The sequence below is a fragment of the Bifidobacterium mongoliense DSM 21395 genome, from assembly GCF_000741285.1.
In the GTDB taxonomy this organism is placed as follows: domain Bacteria; phylum Actinomycetota; class Actinomycetes; order Actinomycetales; family Bifidobacteriaceae; genus Bifidobacterium; species Bifidobacterium mongoliense.
Genome location: NZ_JGZE01000021.1, coordinates 1 through 18,258 on the forward strand (window position 1 = coordinate 1; position 18,258 = coordinate 18,258).

Sequence of the window (18,258 nt, forward strand, 5' to 3'; positions counted from 1 at the left end):
GAGAGCCTCAGCATCATGACACCGATGACAGGGCGTGAGTGCCGCCTCTRTGTCGCACGAGGTCTTCACTCAACGCAAGGGCAAGAAGGGTTACGACGAGCGCCAGGTCGATTACTACCTCAGCGTATGTACGCATCTGCTTACGAGGCTCGAATCCTTCGCGCGGGTCTCGGGATACGACGAGTCCGCCGTTTCGTCTGCGTTGGCACGGGCCACAGGTGCCGGTGCGCCGGTCGCCTCGACCGAGTCCTCGTTGATGCCCGAGCAGGATTCCGAGTTCGGGCAGCGTACCGAGATATTGGGATCGTCGCCGTTGATCCCCGACGATGCCGCCGAACGGCGGATGCCTCCGGCCTATGCGCCGACCGAATCACCGCAACGTGCCACATCGTTCGATGAGCTGCACAAGGCTGAGCAGGAGGTCTTCGCACCGGTCGCGTCGCCGACCGCGACTGCCGAGCCCCAGGATCAGCCCGCACATGTCGCGTCTGCTGCTTCCGCGACTGAGCCTGCCGAGCCGAGTGGACCGGCTGAGTCTGCCGATGTGCTTCGTAATACAATGTCGGCAGCGGCCGCATCCGCCGTCGTCGCTGGTGAGTCGGGTGTCTCGTCTGCCTCGCAATCACAGGCTGCGATCAAGACGGCTGATGGTGCGGATGAAGGCACCGATGACGGCACCGACCATAACGGTGATCATGACGGTGTTCATCGTGGTGCCGCTGACCAGCGTGTACCTGCCGCGCGTCCGCGGCGCGTGCCGCGGGAGCATGAGATCATGCCGATACCCGATGCGATGGATGACGACTCCGCGGAACGCGAGGACGAGGGGCGTTCCTCGCTGTCCGCGTTGGCCCATATGGCGGAGACCTCCCATGACCAGCCCGTGGTTGAGGCGACGCCGGCCAATCCGCATGTGCCGTCGCTGCCGAGTTTTTCGATGTCGGAGTTCGATGGCCACGCCGAGCAGGGGGCACCGTCCCAGCCGGCATCCCATCACGGGACCGATGCGTCCGAGGAGACGCATAACGGCCGCGAGACGGAAGTCGCCACCATGACGCAGGACGAATCGGGGGACCGGGATACGTCCGCCGGCACGTCCACGGCACCGGTGTCCTTCCCCGCGATGTTCTCGAGGTCGGATGACGATTTCGACCTGAACATTCCGGATCTTTCCTTCCCCACGTTCTCTGATACCCACGCCGATGCCTCGGCCGATGCCGCGCCTGACGAGAGCAAGTCGAATGAGGACGAGTCCCATGACGGGCAGCCCGATGCCGACGAGGCTTCGAACAGATAGTCCCCGGGTGTGGTCGCCGTGCGCACCGGTAACGAGCATGGTGGGGATGTGTATGCGGACGACGATTATATCGACGGGGCGTCGGTGATGGCGCGTAGGCAACCGTGTATCGACAGGGTACGCGCATGGTGAATAGGGTGAATCGAGTGCCGAATCGGGAACCGCAGGGTGGCGAGGTGGCACAGACCGCCGTCCAGCCCGAACGGTGGGGTCGGGGCAGACGTCTGAAGGTCAGCCTCCCGATCTTCATTATCCTCATCGGCATCCTGGTCACGATCTCCAACATCACGGCGGTACCTTGGAACACCGAACCGACCGGCCAGAGCATCGAGACGCTCTCGCCCGACACGGTGGTCACCTTCTCCGGATCCGGCGACCGGCATGCTTCCGGTTCCACAGCTGGCAACGCAGCCGACAGCGCCTCCGCAAGTGCCGACAACCAGGGCCGCTATCAGGTCGCGTCCCATCACGTGACCATCAAGGCCGTGAGGCCGGCCACGGGTGAGGTCCAGTCCATGAGGGTGAACATCCGTGAACCCGTCGGCGCTTCGGGCAAACGCCTGCCGTGGTGTTCATGCACGGTGCGGGGTACGGCACATCCGACAATTCCTTCGCAGACGTCGCGCACGACATCACGTCGGCCGGCTTCGTGACGGCCGTTCCCGACAAGCCGGTGTGGTCGACCAACGACATTACCCGCGATTACCCCGGTTCCGCCGTAGCCTACGATCAGCTGATCCGGCTGGTGCGTGCGATGGACGACGTCGACGCCCACGGTGTCGGCATCTACGCCACATCCGAAAGCACCTGGATCTCGCCGTATCTGCTCACCCTCGACCCCGACATCGCCTTCCAGGTCCTCTTGAGCACCATGGTCTATACGCCTCGGCAGGCGCTGGGCTTTTTCGTCGCGCAGAACTTTACGCTGGTGGGCGCGAACAACGGTTACCAGTCCATCGTGCGCCGCGTGTTCCACATCGATTCGAGCATGTTCGGCCTGGCCAACCTCGACATCCCCGTTCAGCTCAAGGCCGCCTACTCAATACCCACCTTCGTGGCCTACGGATCCAAGGACGTCATGACGGCGCAGGTCGAGGGCATCCGCAAGATCGTCGACATGGCGAGGGCGAGCGGCAACCGCGACGTCACGGTGCGCAGCTATCCGGTGGCCAACCATGTACTGCGTCTCGGCGACGAGGCCGATGCCGGCACCGAACTGTCCGACAACTACGTCGGTGACGTCATCGATTGGGCCGTGGGCACCGTCCAGGGGCGCACTCAGACGAGCGAACGGGTGGCGGGATCTCAGATCTACCAGTCCATCGCGGTGCCGGTCGAACTCCAATCCAACCGCTTCCTAAGCCTGTATGGCGTGATCCTGCACGGTGCCATGCTCGCGCTGTTGCTGGCGGCGGCGATTATCGCCCTGATCGCTCTCGGGGTCAAGATCCGGCATCTCATCCGGCATGAGGGACCGGTGCTCGCGATGCGTCACGGGTTCGGTGGTTCTCTCCTCGCGCTGGCCACGACCACGATGGCGACCCTCATTCTGTTCGCCGCAGGGTTGGGCCAGGTCTGTTACGCGGTCGTCAAACTCGGGTGGGGAGGTGCGCCGGCCGAGGACCCGGGCATGATGTACTGGAGCTGGCCGATGGTGCAGGTCGTCTCCACTTTGGTCGTCTGGGCGTGGTCGCGCGTGCTCACCGGGGTGATCGAGGAGGCGTCGGCCCGCGGCATCACGAGACTGCCCCCGCGCAAGGGCGCTATCAGGGATGCGTTCACCGGGCGCGAGCCGGTCGTCGCCTCGACGAGGCTGGGGCGCGTGCTCTTCTGGGTCACGACGCTGGCGCTCATGCATGTGCTGCTGTTCTTCGCATTCTGGGGGCTGTTCATCTACTGAGCGGCTGGGCGTTCGGTCGGTGTTTGGTCGGTGTCCGCGCGGTCCGTTCTCGCCGGGCTGATGTCCTTGACGGATGGCGCGGGCGCAGGGCATAGTGATACGAGGCATCGGTATGGGCGGTCCAGGGCTGCTCGAAACGAGATGCCGTGAATGTCAGGATGGGGGATATGCCCGTATATCGCGATGAGGGTGTGGTGCTGCGCACCGTGAAGCTCGGCGAGGCCGATCGCATCATCACGTTGCTCACCCGCGGCCACGGCAAGGTGCGTGCGGTCGCCAAAGGGGTGCGTCGCGTCAAATCCCGGTTCGGTGGCAGGCTGGAGCCGTTCATGCGCGCCGATCTGCTCATCGCCGAAGGCCGTTCCCTCGACGTGGTGTCCCAGGCGGCGTCCATCTCCGCCTACGCCTCCAGGATATGCGCCGATTACGAGTCCTACACCGCCGCCGGCGTCATCGTCGAGACAGCCGACCGGCTCGTATCGACCGAACATGAACGCGCCGACGGCCAGTATCAGCTCACCATCGGCGCCCTCAACGCCCTGTCCGAACGATTGCATGCGCCCGCCGCGATCGCCGACTCGTACGTCGTACGTGCGCTCGCGATCGCGGGATGGACTCCGTGGTTGCGCAGCTGCGTGGTGTGCGGACGGACCCAAGGACTCGGTTATTGTTCGGTGCGCAGCGGCGGGGCCATGTGCGACGCGGATCGCACTCCGGATGCGATGCGGCTTGGCGACGGTGACTTGGAGACGCTCGCCGCCCTCGTCGACGGGGACTGGACGGTGCTCGACCAGGGCGATGTGGGGCAGGCGGTGAGACGGTTTGTCGAGGAATGGGGGGAGTTTTACCTCGAGCGGCCGATTCGTTCGCTGCGATTGTTAGATTCGTAGGTATGACTTTCGAACATGTCGATTCCACATCGTTGGAGATTCCCGCCGCGCCCTTCTCCGATCCCTCCATCATCCCGCAGTTCCCCAAGGGCAAGGTGCCGCGGCACATCGGTGTGATCATGGACGGCAACGGGCGTTGGGCCCAACAGCGCGGGTTGGTGCGCACCCAGGGGCATCAGGCGGCCGAGCCGGTCGTCTTCGACATCATCGCAGGCGCCATCGAGGCCGGGGTGCGGTACCTGAGCTTGTACACCTTCTCGACCGAGAACTGGCGCCGCAGCCCCTCCGAGGTGAGGTTCCTCATGGGCTTTTCGCGCGATATCATCCGGCGCCGTGTGGCCCAGATGGATGCGTGGGGCGTGCGGGTGCGATGGGCCGGGCGCAGACCGAAGCTCTGGAAGTCGGTCATCGACGAGCTCGAGTCCGCCATGGAGCGCACCAAGCACAACACCGTCATCGACGTGGTGTTCTGCATCAACTACGGCGGACGCGCCGAACTGGCCGACGCCGCGGCTGCCATCGCCAACGAAGTACGTGACGGCAAGGTCAGCGGCGACCGCGTGACCGAGAAGATGATCGCCGACCATCTCTACAACCCCGACATTCCCAACTGCGACCTCGTGATCCGGACCTCGGGGGAGCGCCGCGTCTCGAACTTCCTGTCCTGGGAGGCGGCCTACGCCGAACTCGACTTCGTTCCCGAGCTGTTCCCGGACTGTGGTCGCACGGTGTTATGGCGCTCGATCGACGATTACGTGCATCGCGATCGTCGGTTCGGAGGCGTGAAGAAGTAGGGTCCGGCGGGCCGCTATTGGGCGCAACCAGCCTGCTGGGCCTCGGTGCCGACTCAGTGCTGTGTATTGCGTCGACGGGTCTCGGTTTCAGTGACGCGTATCCTTCAGCTGACGTGACTTCGCCTATCCAGCCCCGCGTCTCCTCGTATTGATCGAGGTGGCGCGGGGCATCGTCGTAGGCGGTCAAGTGAGTTCGGCGTGTCGTGGTCAATCGGTTGATTTTCCGCGGATTCAAGCCATTACGGCCCTGTGGACCTCCTGTTCCAATTGACATCAACCGGTTGACTACTGAGAGTGAAGCCGTCGATTCACGACGACGATCGCAACGACGGCGACACGACCTGAACCGATGAAGAGCTCAAGGAGGAACACATGGTACACAGAAGTGCTTGGAAGGCGTTGCTGGCTCTGGCGATGACGGCGGGGTTGCTGGCATCTGCCGGGGCATGCGGTTCGAACGGCGGCGAGGCCACCACCGATGCCAACGGCAAGCCCATCGTCAAGATCATGATCACCCGGTGGTCGACGGACATCCCCATGAAAGACATGGCTTGGACCAAGGACATTGAAGCGGCCTGTGACTGCACCGTGCAGTGGGAGGATCTCGCCGACTCCGCCTGGGGCCAGCAGAAGAGTGCGAAGCTTGCGGCGGGGGAGCTCGCCGATGCCTCGATCTTCGCCTTCGACCCGGGTGACGCGCTGCGCTACGACTACTTCGAGAATCTGACGCCGCATATGAAGGCGATGCCGAACGTCAAGAAATTCCTGGACACCAACCAGTCGGCCAAGAAGATGGTGGCGAACAAGGATGGTTCGGTCTTCGTACTGCCCTCCGACCGCAGCAAGAACTACCGGGTCTCCACCAACCACATCCTCATCAATAAGAAGTGGATGGATAAGCTTGGCCTGTCGATGCCCAAGACGTGGGACGACCTGACCAACGTCCTCGAGGCCTTCAAGACGCGCGACCCCAACGGCAACGGCAAGGCCGACGAGATCCCGTTCAACATGAACCGGCTCGACACCGGTGGTTTCACCCTCTGGAACCCCTTCGTCTTCCTCAACTCAACCGGTATCACCACGAGTTTCGCCGGTACCTCGCCTGCAGCGCAGGGCTATTACGTGAAGCACGGCAAAGTCGGCAGCTTCCTTGTCGCACCCGAATACCGCCAGGTCATCGACTACCTGCACTCGCTCATGGTCAAGGGCCTTATCCCCAAGGACGCCATGACGCGTGATGACGCCGCGATCACGGCGGCCAAGACCGGTGACGGCAAGACCGCGAAATCCGGCATGATTGTCGGTTGGTCCAAGACGGACTTCGAGAAGCTCAAGGACGAATACGTGCCCATGCCCGTACCCAAGGCCACGGCTTCGATGTCCGATTCGGACGTCACCTGGGATTACACGCAGGATCTCACCGAGTTGAGCAACCACGCCATCGCGGTATCCAAGAACGCCAAGAACAAGGACGCCCTGTACAAGGCCATCAACGCGATGTACAGCGAGAAGGTCTCCGTGCAGCAGTACTACGGCACCATCCCCAAGGACGTCGCCGACAACGGCAACGGGAAGTACCGGGTGTCGGACACCTGCTACGACAACGATCCCAAGACCAACTGCACCGCGATCGCCGACCGGTTCGCCGGTTGGATTCCCGACCATGCCAACGTCGAGAACGATCAGGCCGCCGAGGCGCTGCATGAGGCCGACGTCGCCTACACGCAGAATCTGGCCAACGTCGATCCCATCAAGGACGTCATGCCCTCCTACGTGCGCATCGACAGCGAGGCCGACCAGACGACGATGAGCAACAACAACACCGCGATCCTGAGCTATGCCCTGGGGCAGACCGCGAAGTGGATCCAGAACGGGGTAAACGACAAGGATTGGCAGGATTATCTCAAGAAGCTTGAGGACCCGTCGCTCGGCCTGAATAAGAACATCGGCATCTGGCAGAAGTACTACGACGAGTACACCAAGGACGCCAAGTAAGGCCCGATGGCCATCGAGCCCGGTGCCGCCCCACTTGCCATGAGGGAAGTGGGGCGGCACCCCGCCCCACTTCCAGGAAAGGACATCATCATGTCAGGGAGCATTCCCGCCGTCGCGCCGGCCAAACCGCGCGGTCTCAAGGCGACGTTGCCGTCCGTGAGCCGCTACTGGCAGCTGTGGCTGCTGTCAATTCCGGCCCTGTTCTTCGTCGGGCTGTTCGCCTATGTGCCCATGTGGGGCATCCAACTGGCATTCCGTAGGTTCGAGCCCAGCAAGGGCATCACCGGGGGGCGGTGGATGGGCCTGCACTACTTCCGGCAGTTCTTCTCATCGCCCATGTTTGCCGACATCATGAAGAACACGTTCACCATCAGCCTGTCCACACTGGTCATGGGGTTCATTTCCCCGATCGTTCTGGCCCTGCTTATCAACCAGCTGGGCAGCAGCAGGGTCAAGGGATTCGTGCAGATGATCACCTATATGCCTCACTTCATCTCGACGGTCGTCATCGTCGCGATGATCAGCATCTTCCTCAATCCCGGCAACGGTCTGCTGGGAAGGTTTCTTGGAGACACGAGCCTTCTGGGCAATCCCGCGTGGTTCGCGCCGATTTACTGGATCACCGAGGTGTGGCAGCACACCGGCTGGAACTGCATCATCTATCTGGCCGCGCTGAGTTCGGTGAACACCGCCTTGTACGAAGCCGCGAAGATAGATGGGGCCGGTCGCTTGCAGCTCATCCGCTACGTCGACGTGCCCACCATCCTGCCCACCTGTGGCATCCTGCTCATCATGAACATGGGTTCCGTGCTTTCCGTAGGCTTCGAGAAGGTGTATCTCATGCAGAATGCGCTTAATGCCGGTGCCTCCGAGGTGATTTCGACGTATACCTACAAGATCGGCATCCTGGGTAGCCAGTTCGAATACTCCACTGCCATCGGACTGTTCAATACACTGACTGTTCAATACACTGATCAATTTCGTCTTCCTGGTGCTGGCCAACTTCATTTCGAAGCGGATCTCCAACACCAGCATTTTCTGAAAGGGGACTGCCATGTCAGCATCACTTGAATCCTCGCAGACCGCGATCCCGCTGGGCCACGGTGGAGCGCTCACCGAAGGCGAGGTGTCCGCCGCCGTGCACGGTGTTTCAGGAATCCCCATGAACCCGAAGGTGCGGATGCACCGCTCCTTCTCGGATTGGGTGGTCGACATCGCCATCTGGACCATCGTCGCCCTGGCAGTCGCCGCGATCCTGTATCCGCTGTGGTTTATCGTCATCGCGTCGTTCTCCGACCCCAAGCTCGTCGCTTCCGGCCAAATCACCTTTATCCCACGCGGCATCACACTCAAGGGGTATGCGACCATCTTCCACGACGCGCGTATCTGGCGCGGCTACGAGAACACCCTGCTCTATACATTTGCCGGTACGCTGCTCAACATGGTCGTCACGATCCCCGTGGCGTTCGCGCTGTCACGACGTGAGTTCCGGGCCAGGCATCTCATCATGTTCCTCTTCACCTTCACCATGTTCTTCGGCGGCGGTCTCATCCCTAGCTACCTGCTGTACCGCCAGCTCGGTATCCTCAACTCCGCGTGGGTGTTCATCCTGCCCGGCGCCGTGAGCGTGTATAACGTCATCATCGCACGTTCGTTCTTCGACACCTCGCTGCCTGAGGAGCTCTTCGACGCCGCACAGCTCGACGGCATGAGCTATCTCGGGTACTTCGTGCGGATCGAGCTTCCGCTGAGCTCCGCCATCATCGCGGTGATTGCGCTGTACTACTTCGTCGGTCACTGGAACGACTACTTCACGGGCCTCATCTATGTGACGGACACCCAGAAATGGCCGTTGCAGAACGTCTTGCAACAGATCCTGCTGGCCAACCAGACGCAAACGTCGACCGCCGCTTCCGGCGCACAGGAAGCCAAGGAGATCGCCGAACAGATCAAGTACGGCGTCATCATCGTGTCCACGCTGCCGCTGCTGGTCATGTATCCCTTCCTGCAGCGCTATTTCAACAAAGGTGTCATGATCGGTGCCGTCAAAGGTTAGGATGAATCCTGTCCAACGTCGTACATGAGGAGACTCATCATGGTCACCATGAAGGAGATAGCCGATAGCCTCGGCATCTCGAAATCCACGGTGTCCCTTGTCCTTGCGGGCAAGGACGCCAAGCGGGTCAGCCCGGAGCTGTCGGCACGGGTGCGTAGCAGGGCCGCCGAGATGGGGTATGTGTTCAACAACCTCGCCAGCAGCCTTCGGACGAACCGCACCCGGATGTTGGGGTTCATCAGCGACGACATCGCGACGACCCCGTATGCTGGACGGCTGATCCTCGGAGCCCAGGACGCCGCCGGGGCGTTGGGCTACATGCTGCTCACCGTCAATTCGAACGGGAGCGAGGAGTCCAGGGCCTCGGAGATCGACGGATTGAAGCAGTACGGCGTCGATGGCTTCCTGTTCGCCTGCATGTACAACCGATTCACGCATCTGCCCGAGGGATTGAAGGAGTCGTCCACCGTGATCGTCGATGCGGCGGAACGCGACGGCGCCGCCCCGTCGATACGGCCCGACGAAGAGGCCATCGGCCGGACCGCGACGGCACGACTGCTCGACGCCGGGTGCCGACGCATCGCCTTCATCGGCTCGCACGGGCCCATGGAGGCCCAGCGGGGGAGGCTGGCCGGTTATCGGCATGAGCTGCACGACCATGCCGTGGCATTCAACCCGGACCTCGTCGTCAACGTCGAGATGGGACGGGACGGCGTCGACAAGGTCCACGACCTGGTGGAACGCGAACACCCCGACGGCTTCTTCTGTTTCAATGACGCGAGGGCCTGGTACGTCTATGAGGAGGCGGCGCGTCGCGGGCTCAACGTGGGCACGGACATCTCCGTGGTCGGCGTCGACAACCACCAGATGCTGGCCGAGATGCTGTCCCCGAAGTTGAGCACCATCGAACTGCCCCATTACGAGATGGGGTATTGGGGGATTCTCAAACTCGTCGAGATCGTCGAGGGTCGCCGCCTCGACGATGCGCGTATCCCCACCATGCGTGCGCCGCTGCCCAGTCTGGACGAGCGTGCGGCGGAGATCCCCTGCACGCTTGTCGACAAGGAATCCGTATGTGCCCGATGCTGAAGCACACGCCCACGGAGGCGAATCCGTGACCTACTCGACACGTAGTCGTCGCACCATAACCCACGCCATCGCGCAACCGGACGTCATCAGGACGCTCAGCGGTCATCTCACTACAATCCGGTTATCACCAAGAATCACGAGGAAAGTCATGTCAACCCCATCCAACACCACGACGACCGTGTCCTTCGCCGGAGACGGCTACACGTCGATCGAACTGTTCCTTGAACGTGAGGACGGCGCCGATGACGCGACCGTCACGCTGACCGCGGCCGACGGTGGGGGATCGGTGGAGCGCCGCATGACGGCCGGTATGTATCGCGAACATGTGGTGGTGCCGATCCGAGCGACGGCCGACTCGCGCATCGACGCGCATGGCTGCGGCATCGCGTTGGCTTATCTCGCCGGTGGTGATGGGCTCATCGACCGTGGCGTGCGATACGTGGTTCCCGACGGCGATCGCGTGCGGGAGAGCGGCGTGCGGTTGCGGCCGGTGGCACGCTGGATGAACGACCCCAACGGCCTGTGCCGCTTCCGTGGGCTGTACCACATGTTCTATCAGTTCAATCCCTATGGGTGGTCGTGGGATGACATGCATTGGGGGCATGCGGTCAGCGATGACCTGGTCTTCTGGAGGCATCTGCCGGTCGCTTTGTTCCCGCAGGAACTCTTGCAACGCGACCGCGACTGGTCCGGCGGGGCCTTCTCCGGATCCGCCGTGGCCGTGGACGACCAGGGCAGGCCCTGCGCCGACGGTGACGAAGCCGCGGCCATTCGTCTGTTCCTGACCAGGCATATGTACCACGAAGGGGGCGAGGACAGCCTCGACGAGGTGCAGGTCACCGCGCTGTGCCGTGACGGGATGACGGTGGAGGACGAGCGCGTGGTGGTGACCCGGCCGAACAACGATATCGCGCCGGATTTCAGGGATCCCAAGGTGGAGATCGTTCGACGTGGTGGGGCAAGCGTCGCCCGCATGGTGGTCGCGACGAATCTGCCGGTTGCGCCGCACGCGGCGTATGCCGTCGACCCTTCGGCCACGCCGGGGGAGCGCCCCGGCTGGTTCACCGACGATGCCTCCCTCGATCGAGCCCATGCGGCGCTGAGCCAGCATCCCGATACGGACCGCGCCCCGGCGATCGTGGCGTTCGACGCCGACCGGGATGATCTCGGCGGCGCCGTGTGGCGCTATGCCGGACCTGTGCTCCAGGATGTGGCGCGCGGCGATGCGTTCACCTTCGAATGCCCCGACCTGTTCCCGGTCGGCGATCGCTGGTGTGCGGTCGGCGGTCTCATGAAGTACCGCGATGCGCAGGGTCGGTTCCAGCCCGTGCGCTGGTATGTGGGCGACCTGGGTGATGGCGGTCGCGGTCGCGGTGACGGTGACGGTGCTGTGGGTGACGGTGCTGGGACTGACGCCGGGGCGGCATTGTCCGTGACGTCCTCCGACCTTTGCGATTTCGGATCGTGCTATTACGCGGCCCAGTCCTTCGCCGACCACCGTGGCCGTCGGATCGCGTTCGGCTGGCTCGTCGACTGGTTCGGTGTGCGTCGCGAGCATCCCTTCGCCGCCAATGGCGCGATGTCGCTGCCCCGCGAGCTGTCGCTGCATGATGGGGTGTTGTGGTCGCACCCGGTCCGGGAGGTGTACGACGTTCTGGTGGGCGACGCCATCGCATCCGCCGACCTCGTCGAATCCGGGTATGTCACCGTACCGGTGGGTGGCACGAGCTATTATGCCGATCTTCAGTTCTCCGTCGGTGATGATGATGGCGACGTCGACACCGCCGCAGGGGCCGTCTCAGGGAACACCGCCGGGACCGGTACGGACGACGTCCCCGATTTCGATGTGACGATCGCCGCCGATGCCGGCCACGGATTGGCGGTGCGGCTCGAGCGTCGCTCCGGTGTGACGCGTCTGCGCACCGAAGGCATGGGGACGGACTCCGTGGAGTTCCTCTCGCATGTGACGCGGGTACATCGTGTGGAGATCTTCGATGACGGCGATGTGGTCGAGGTGTTCCTCAATGATGGGGAGGATGCAGGCACGCTGTTGGTCGACGAGCGTCTCGCCTCTCGTCCTGCGGCGTTCGAGGCGAATCTGCCGGCCGGCAGCACCGCCTCGATTCACTCGTTGGGAGCTGCTGCCGGCCGCCGCCCATAGTCGGTATTATGCCCTGGCTGCGGTGTCGGGGGCAGCGTCGTTGCCGTGGATACCAGCGTCAGCCGCGTCGCCGGCGTCGCCGTCGTTGAGCAGATGGTCGACGAGTTTGGCCTTCGCGTGGATCTGCCCGCTGAAGCCGGGGCGGATATCGAGTTTGAGGCTTACCCCGGTGCGGTATCCCTTCCCGGCGAGGGCCATGGTCGCATCGCGGACGACACGGAGCACCTCGTCAAGGTCGCCCTCGATGTTGGTGAACATGGCGTTCGTCTCATTGGGCAGTCCCGAGTCGCGTATCACGCCGACGGCCTGGGCCACATAGCCGCTGAGTTCCGCGCTCACTCCGCTGGGGGCGATGGCCACGGCAGCGACCGTGTTGATGTAGGGTTTGCCGGTCTTCGGATCCGTGGGGACTCCCTGACGTTCCTTGTTGCGGTCTATCATGGTTGCTTCCTTACTGCTCTTTGAGGTCCGGTGCGGACCCGTATTCGATTCATACCGATTCCATGCTACTCAGCGTGCCCGGCGCAGGGCCTGGTCGAAGAACCGGTACTCGTGTTCCGTCGAACCCAGCGCTGCCTCCATCATGAGTTCATACTCGTCGTGCCCCGATTCGCGGGCGAGACGGTCGCAGATGCGCAGCTCCTGCAGCGTCTTGGCCGAGAATTCGGTGTCCGCGTACATTCGGATCCACGGGCCGTACGGGTGCGTGTCCAGATCCATGTGGTCGTCCTCGGCCCGTCGGCGCAGTATCGATCCGACCATCGAATACACCCAGTAGCAGGGCATCACCACGCTCACCAGCGCGGGGTAGCTGAGCATGTCCGCGATGCGGTGTTCGTGACCGATGTAGGCCGCCGTCGCCTGCGACATGGGGATATGCGCGGCGTCGAAGCCATGCGCCGCGAACCACGTGCGGTGCAGATCGAGCCCTTCACGCACACCGAACGAGGCGGCCTTGGCGAAGAACACGCGGTCGTCGATCGTCCGGGCCCGTGCGCTGGCCTGGGCCAGCAGCGATGTGTAGTCCTGCAGATACAGGTCGTCCTGATGTAGGTAGTACGAGAAGTCCTCAAGCGGCAGGGTGCCGTCCAGCATGCGGGCGATGAAGTCCATGGATTCGATGCGTTGCCTGATGGCCGCCGTGCGATGCCAGTAGTCCTCGGTGAAGCGCAGGCCCGTGGGGCTGTGTCGCCAGGTGACGTCGATCGGGCCATGGCCGGTACCCACCTCGAGCCCGTCCGCGGCCGCTATGGCGCCGTTCATCCACGTGCGGGCGGCGCGTGCCGCCTCGGCCAGGGTGTCATATTGGGGGCGAAGGGCCGCGAGAGTGCTTGACAGCGTGTCGCCCGCGCCATGGACGTTGTCCGTCCTGATGCTGCGTCCCTCGAGCCGTGTGATGCGCACTCCGCCGTCGGTGCCGAGCCCCGGTTCGGCGAGGATGTCGGTGCACGAGGGGTCGCCCCGCAGCGCCATGCCGCCGCCCTTGGCCACCACGGCGACCCCGTGGCGGGCGGCGAGCGTTTGGGCCATGTGCTCGATCTCCTCGTAGGAATCGGGGGTCGATCCCGGATGCCCGGCCAGAGCGGCGAGTTCCCGGGTGTTCGGCGTGACGATATCGGACAGCCCGAACAGCGAGATCAGTGCCGTCTCCGCCTCGTCGGTCAACAACCGGTCGCCCGACTTGGCGTACATCACCGGGTCGAGCACCACCGTCGGAGCCCGGCGTCCCTCGCGCCGGTAGCGTTCCAGCAGGTCGCCCAGCCAGCCGCGCACGGCGTCGACGAGTTCCGGGGTGCCCAGCATGCCGATCTTGATGGCGTCGATGAGCGCATCCTCACTCACGGCCTTGAGCTGGGCAAGCAGGAACGCTGGTTCGAGATTCACGATGGCGCTGACCCCTTGGGTGTTCTGCGCGAGCACGCTCGTGACCGCCGCATACCCGTAGACCCCGTGCGCGGTGAAGGCCTTCATGTCGGCCATGGTTCCGGCGCCGCCGATGGGATCGGTGCCCTCGATGGACAGCACCCGAAGCCGCGAGGGTGCCGGTCCGGCGGCTTCGTAGCGCTCCTGTATCCGTTCGAGCTCCGCCGCGGGGTCGGTGTCGCCGCCGTTCATATCGCAGGGTGTGGTCGGGGACGGGGACGGGGACGATGCGGATGCTGTGGATGATGCGGTTGACGGTGTTGGTGTTGACATGGATTGATTCCTTACGTTGGGTGGTGCTGGTTCTGTGGTGCTGGGACTGGTGCCGGGCATGCGGTTGACGTGCATGTCCGGCACCGGCACCCGCTATCCCGCGGTGTGATACGGGCGCTCGCCGATCCATGGCCAGGCGTGGTCGAGCGGACCCGAGCCGTGGCCCAGGTCGAGTCCGGTGCTCAGACATCCGGTGAGGTAGTTCTTCGCGTGGAGCACCGCGTCGTACAGCGTCTCGCCGAGCGCCAGATGCGAGGCGATCGCGCTCGACAGGGTGCAGCCGGTGCCGTGGGTATTGGTGGTGTTCACGCGCGCCCCACGCATCCAGGTGCAGATCTCGCCGCGCACAAGGGCGTCGTCCGCGGTCCCCGCGTGGTGGCCGCCCTTGACGAGGACCGCACAGCCGTAGCGCCGGGCCAATGCGGTTCCCGCGTCCTGCATATCCTCGTGGGTGCGTATGGCACCGGGGTCGCGGCCCAGGAGCACTTCGGTTTCGGGAATATTGGGGGTGATGAGCGTCGCCAGGGGGAACAGCTCCTCGGCCATGGCCGTCACGGCAGAGGCGTCGATAAGTCTTGTGCCGCTCGAGGAGACCATGACGGTGTCGAGGACCACGCAGGCGGCATGGTGACGGTGCAGGCGCTCGGCGATGACGGCGATGAGGTCGCGGTTTGGGATCATGCCGATCTTCGTGGCTCGGGGTTCGATGTCCTCGAAGACGGCGTCGATCTGCCGGCCCATCATGTCGGGTGATGTGGGCTGCACCGCCGCGACCCCCGTGGTGTTCTGGGCAGTGATCGCCGTGATGGCGGTCATCGCATAGGCGCCGCAGGCCATCATGGTCTTGATGTCCGCCTGGATGCCGGCGCCGCCGGAGCAGTCGCTGCCGGCGATCGACAGCACCGCGGGTGGCATGCCGTTGGCAGCGCGATGCGCATGCACCGGTGCGCACATGCCTTCCCCCGCGGGTCCGCGTGATGGCCGCGGTCGTCGCGTGGGCGTGGATGTGGATGCGACCGGTTCGAGGGTGTGCATAGGGCTCCTTTCAACGTGTGGTCTTCGACGGTTCAGCGGGGCATGAACTCAACAGGGCCCCGGCATCACGCGGTAGCGGCGTGCGTCGCATGCATGTCCGCGGCGATCCGCTCGGCCTGGGCGACGACATGCTCCTGCTGCGACGCGCTCCCGAACTGTTTACGGATGTTCTGCGAGATGGCCATAGAGCAGAACTTCGGTCCGCACATCGAGCAGAAGTGCGCCATCTTCGCCGGCTCGGCGGGCAGGGTCTCGTCGTGGAACGCGATCGCCGTGTCGGGATCGTACGAGAGGTTGAACTGGTCGAGCCAGCGGAATTCGAAGCGTGCCTTGGATATCGCGAGATCGCGGTCCTGGGCGTGCGGGTGATGCTTGGCGATGTCGGCCGCGTGGCAGGCGATCTTGTAGGCGATCACGCCCTGTTTCACGTCGTCCTTGTTCGGCAGTCCCAGATGCTCCTTCGGGGTGACGTAGCAGAGCATGGCTGTGCCGTGCCGCGCGATCTCGACGCCGCCGATGGAGGAGGTGATGTGGTCGTAGCCCGGCGCGGTGTCCGTCGTCAGCGGTCCGAGGGTGTAGAACGGCGCGTTCTTGCAGATGGCCTTCTCCATCTCGATGTTCATCTGCACGGTGTCGAAGGGGATGTGCCCCGGCCCTTCGATGATCACCTGCACGTCCTTGGCCCAGGCGCGTTGCGTGAGCTCGCCCAGGGTCATGAGTTCGGCGAACTGGGCGGCGTCGTTGGCGTCGGCCAGGCACCCGGGCCGCAGGCCATCGCCCAGGGAGAAGGCCACGTCGTAGCGGGCGAAGATGTCGCACAGCTCATCGAAGTGCGTGTAGAGGAAGCTTTCCTCGTGATGCTGCAGGCACCATTGGGCCATGATTGAGCCGCCGCGCGACACGATGCCGGTGACGCAGTCGGCGGTCAGCGGCACGTAGCGCAGCAGCACGCCGGCGTGGATCGTCATGTAGTCCACGCCCTGCTCGCACTGTTCGATGACCGTGTCGCGGAACAGCTCCCACGATAGCTTCGTGGCGTCGTCGTTGACCTTCTCCAGCGCCTGGTACATGGGCACGGTGCCGATCGGCACGGGGGAGTTGCGCACGATCCATTCGCGCGTCGTGTGGATGTCGTTGCCCGTCGACAGGTCCATCACGGTGTCGGCGCCCCACTTGGTCGCCCATGTGAGCTTCTCCACCTCGTCGTCGATCGAGGAGGTCACCGCCGAATTGCCCATGTTGGCGTTGAGTTTGACGAGGAAGCGCTCGCCGATGATCATCGGCTCGGCTTCGGGATGGTTGATGTTGCACGGCATGACCGCCCGCCCACAGGCCAGCTCGGAGCGCACGAGCTCGACGTCGCACCGTTCGCGTTCGGCCACGAAGCGCATCTCGGGCGTCACGATGCCGTGCCGGGCGTACCACCGTTGGGTCACCGGGTGTCCGGTCGCCTTGAGCGGGCGGTGGTGGCGGCCGCGCCATTCCTTGGTCGCCTTGCCGCGTTTAATCGCGCGCGTGCCGTCGTCGGCGAGGTTGCGGTGGCGGCCGTCGTATTCCTTGACGTCGTCGCGGTCCCGAATCCAGTCGAGGCACAGCGGGTCGAGTCCGACCTTCGGGTCGCATTCGGGGCCGGCGGTGTTGTAGTCGTGGAAGGGGGCGTTCGGCCCCTGTCCCGGCGTATCCTCCAACGCGATCTCGGTGTAGGGCACTTCGAGATCGTAGGAGCCGTGGCGGTTCTCGAAATGCACGGGCTTCGTCTTGCGCACGTGGGCCTTGTCGCGCTGGACCGAGCCGCGTGCGGCGATGTCGACGCGCTGCTGCTTGGCTAGCCTGGTGGCCTCCTTGGCTTCCGAGGCGTTGAGGAACTGCTGCTGGTGGTGCTCTTGGGGCGTCGAGGCGTCGTCCTTGGCTGCGGGCCGTGACGCGGGCCTCGGGGCGTGGCCGTGCCGGGCGTCGCCACGCACCGCGCGCCACGCCTCGATCATGTGCTGCGCGGCGGCCTGCGGATCGTCCGCACCGGCTATGGCCGAGATGACGAACCATCCCGCCGCTCCGGTCGCCGCCAACGGCGCGATGTCGGCTAGACCGACCCCGCCGCCGACGACCACCGGGTAGTCGCTGGCCCGGCAGATCGTGTCGACGAGTGCGGTGGTGAGCATGTGCCGGCTGCCGTCCGCCTCGACGGCCACGGCCTCGGGTTTGCTGATGGAATGGTGCAACGGGCCGGCGCCGATGTAATCGATGCAGCCGGCGGGCAGCTCGTTGATGAGTCCGACCAGGTCCTCGGTCTGCGCCGACAGGCCGACGATGGCGTCGTCGCCGAGCATCGCACGGGCCTGCGTGGGCTCCATGTCGGTCTGGCCGATGTGGACCCCGTCGACCTTAATGCCCTTGCGACGGCATTGCCAGACGACGTCGACCCTGTCGTCGATGACGAAGGCGACGCTGTCGGAGCGGTGGTTGTCCTCGATGATCTGCGCGATGTCGGCGGCCATGGCCGTCAGCTGTTCCGCGTCCGCGGTTTTGTCGCGCAGCTGGACGAAGGTCACGCCCCCGCGCAGGGCGGCGTCCACGACTTCGGTGACCGGCCGTGATTTCGTGTCGGCCGTGCCGACGACGCAGTAGGCGCTCAGATCGAACGAGTCGCGCATGGAAGCGTACGGATAGGTGGTGGTCATGATGACTCCTTGACAATGGTGTTCTAACAACAGATGGGCGTGTGGGTGGCGCTGGTGGGCGGCGGTGTGCGATGATGCGCCGGTGTTGCCGTGCCGCTCTGGGTGCGCTGCGGTCTGGTGTGCCTCGGGCGTATATCTGCCGAGTCGAATCGAGCGGTGGCTGCGCA

General features: G+C 64.2%; 11 protein-coding genes and 2 pseudogenes. 9 read left to right on the forward strand and 4 right to left on the reverse strand.

The genetic code is table 11. The features are described 5' to 3' along the window. Positions 1–34 precede the first annotated feature (34 nt). From BMON_RS07415 to BMON_RS07455, 9 genes and pseudogenes are all read left to right on the forward strand, one after another. Positions 35–1,297 carry a hypothetical protein gene (locus BMON_RS07415; protein ID WP_034885406.1) on the forward strand — a complete coding sequence of 421 codons (1,263 nt, stop codon included), beginning with the start codon at positions 35–37 and terminating at the stop codon, positions 1,295–1,297. A 125-nt stretch (positions 1,298–1,422) separates the two neighbouring features. Beyond that, positions 1,423–3,197 (forward strand): annotated as a pseudogene (locus tag BMON_RS07420) (alpha/beta hydrolase family protein). 167 nt (positions 3,198–3,364) lie between these two features. Beyond that, the gene (recO, locus tag BMON_RS07425; protein WP_033513266.1) at positions 3,365–4,087 is read left to right on the forward strand and encodes a DNA repair protein RecO; all 723 of its coding nucleotides are present in this window, start codon (positions 3,365–3,367) and stop codon (positions 4,085–4,087) included. A gap of 2 nt (positions 4,088–4,089) precedes the next feature. Continuing rightward, positions 4,090–4,881, forward strand: a complete 792-nt coding sequence (locus BMON_RS07430; protein ID WP_033513174.1) for an isoprenyl transferase — start codon at positions 4,090–4,092, stop codon at positions 4,879–4,881. A gap of 372 nt (positions 4,882–5,253) precedes the next feature. Next, on the forward strand, positions 5,254–6,876 hold the full coding sequence (locus tag BMON_RS07435; RefSeq protein WP_033513173.1) for an extracellular solute-binding protein: 1,623 nt from the start codon (positions 5,254–5,256) through the stop codon (positions 6,874–6,876). 90 nt (positions 6,877–6,966) lie between these two features. Continuing rightward, positions 6,967–7,918 (forward strand): annotated as a pseudogene (locus BMON_RS07440) (ABC transporter permease). Positions 7,919–8,038: 120 nt separating this feature from the next. Next, positions 8,039–8,932, forward strand: a complete 894-nt coding sequence (locus tag BMON_RS07445) for a carbohydrate ABC transporter permease (RefSeq protein ID WP_152595799.1) — start codon at positions 8,039–8,041, stop codon at positions 8,930–8,932. A gap of 39 nt (positions 8,933–8,971) precedes the next feature. After that, positions 8,972–10,021 carry a LacI family DNA-binding transcriptional regulator gene (locus BMON_RS07450; protein WP_033513170.1) on the forward strand — a complete coding sequence of 350 codons (1,050 nt, stop codon included), beginning with the start codon at positions 8,972–8,974 and terminating at the stop codon, positions 10,019–10,021. Positions 10,022–10,169: 148 nt separating this feature from the next. Beyond that, a complete protein-coding gene (locus BMON_RS07455) occupies positions 10,170–12,182 on the forward strand; it encodes a glycoside hydrolase family protein (protein WP_051918009.1) in 2,013 nt (670 codons plus the stop codon). Positions 12,183–12,188: 6 nt separating this feature from the next. Here BMON_RS07455 and BMON_RS07460 read toward each other — a convergent pair whose 3' ends face one another. The 4 genes from BMON_RS07460 to thiC form a co-directional block, all read right to left on the reverse strand. Continuing rightward, positions 12,189–12,623, reverse strand: coding sequence for a thiamine-binding protein (locus BMON_RS07460; protein WP_081882994.1), 435 nt, complete (start codon positions 12,621–12,623; stop codon positions 12,189–12,191). Between the two features lie 69 nt (positions 12,624–12,692). Next, positions 12,693–14,378 carry a bifunctional hydroxymethylpyrimidine kinase/phosphomethylpyrimidine kinase gene (locus BMON_RS07465; RefSeq protein ID WP_161786342.1) on the reverse strand — a complete coding sequence of 562 codons (1,686 nt, stop codon included), beginning with the start codon at positions 14,376–14,378 and terminating at the stop codon, positions 12,693–12,695. A 93-nt stretch (positions 14,379–14,471) separates the two neighbouring features. Continuing rightward, positions 14,472–15,332 (reverse strand): bifunctional hydroxymethylpyrimidine kinase/phosphomethylpyrimidine kinase, encoded by an 861-nt coding sequence (thiD, locus tag BMON_RS07470; protein WP_033513259.1) that lies wholly within the window; start codon positions 15,330–15,332, stop codon positions 14,472–14,474. A 146-nt stretch (positions 15,333–15,478) separates the two neighbouring features. Further along, positions 15,479–18,091: a phosphomethylpyrimidine synthase ThiC gene (thiC, locus tag BMON_RS07475; protein ID WP_051918011.1), complete on the reverse strand. Its 2,613-nt coding sequence runs from the start codon at positions 18,089–18,091 to the stop codon at positions 15,479–15,481. Between the last annotated feature and the right edge of the window lie 167 nt (positions 18,092–18,258).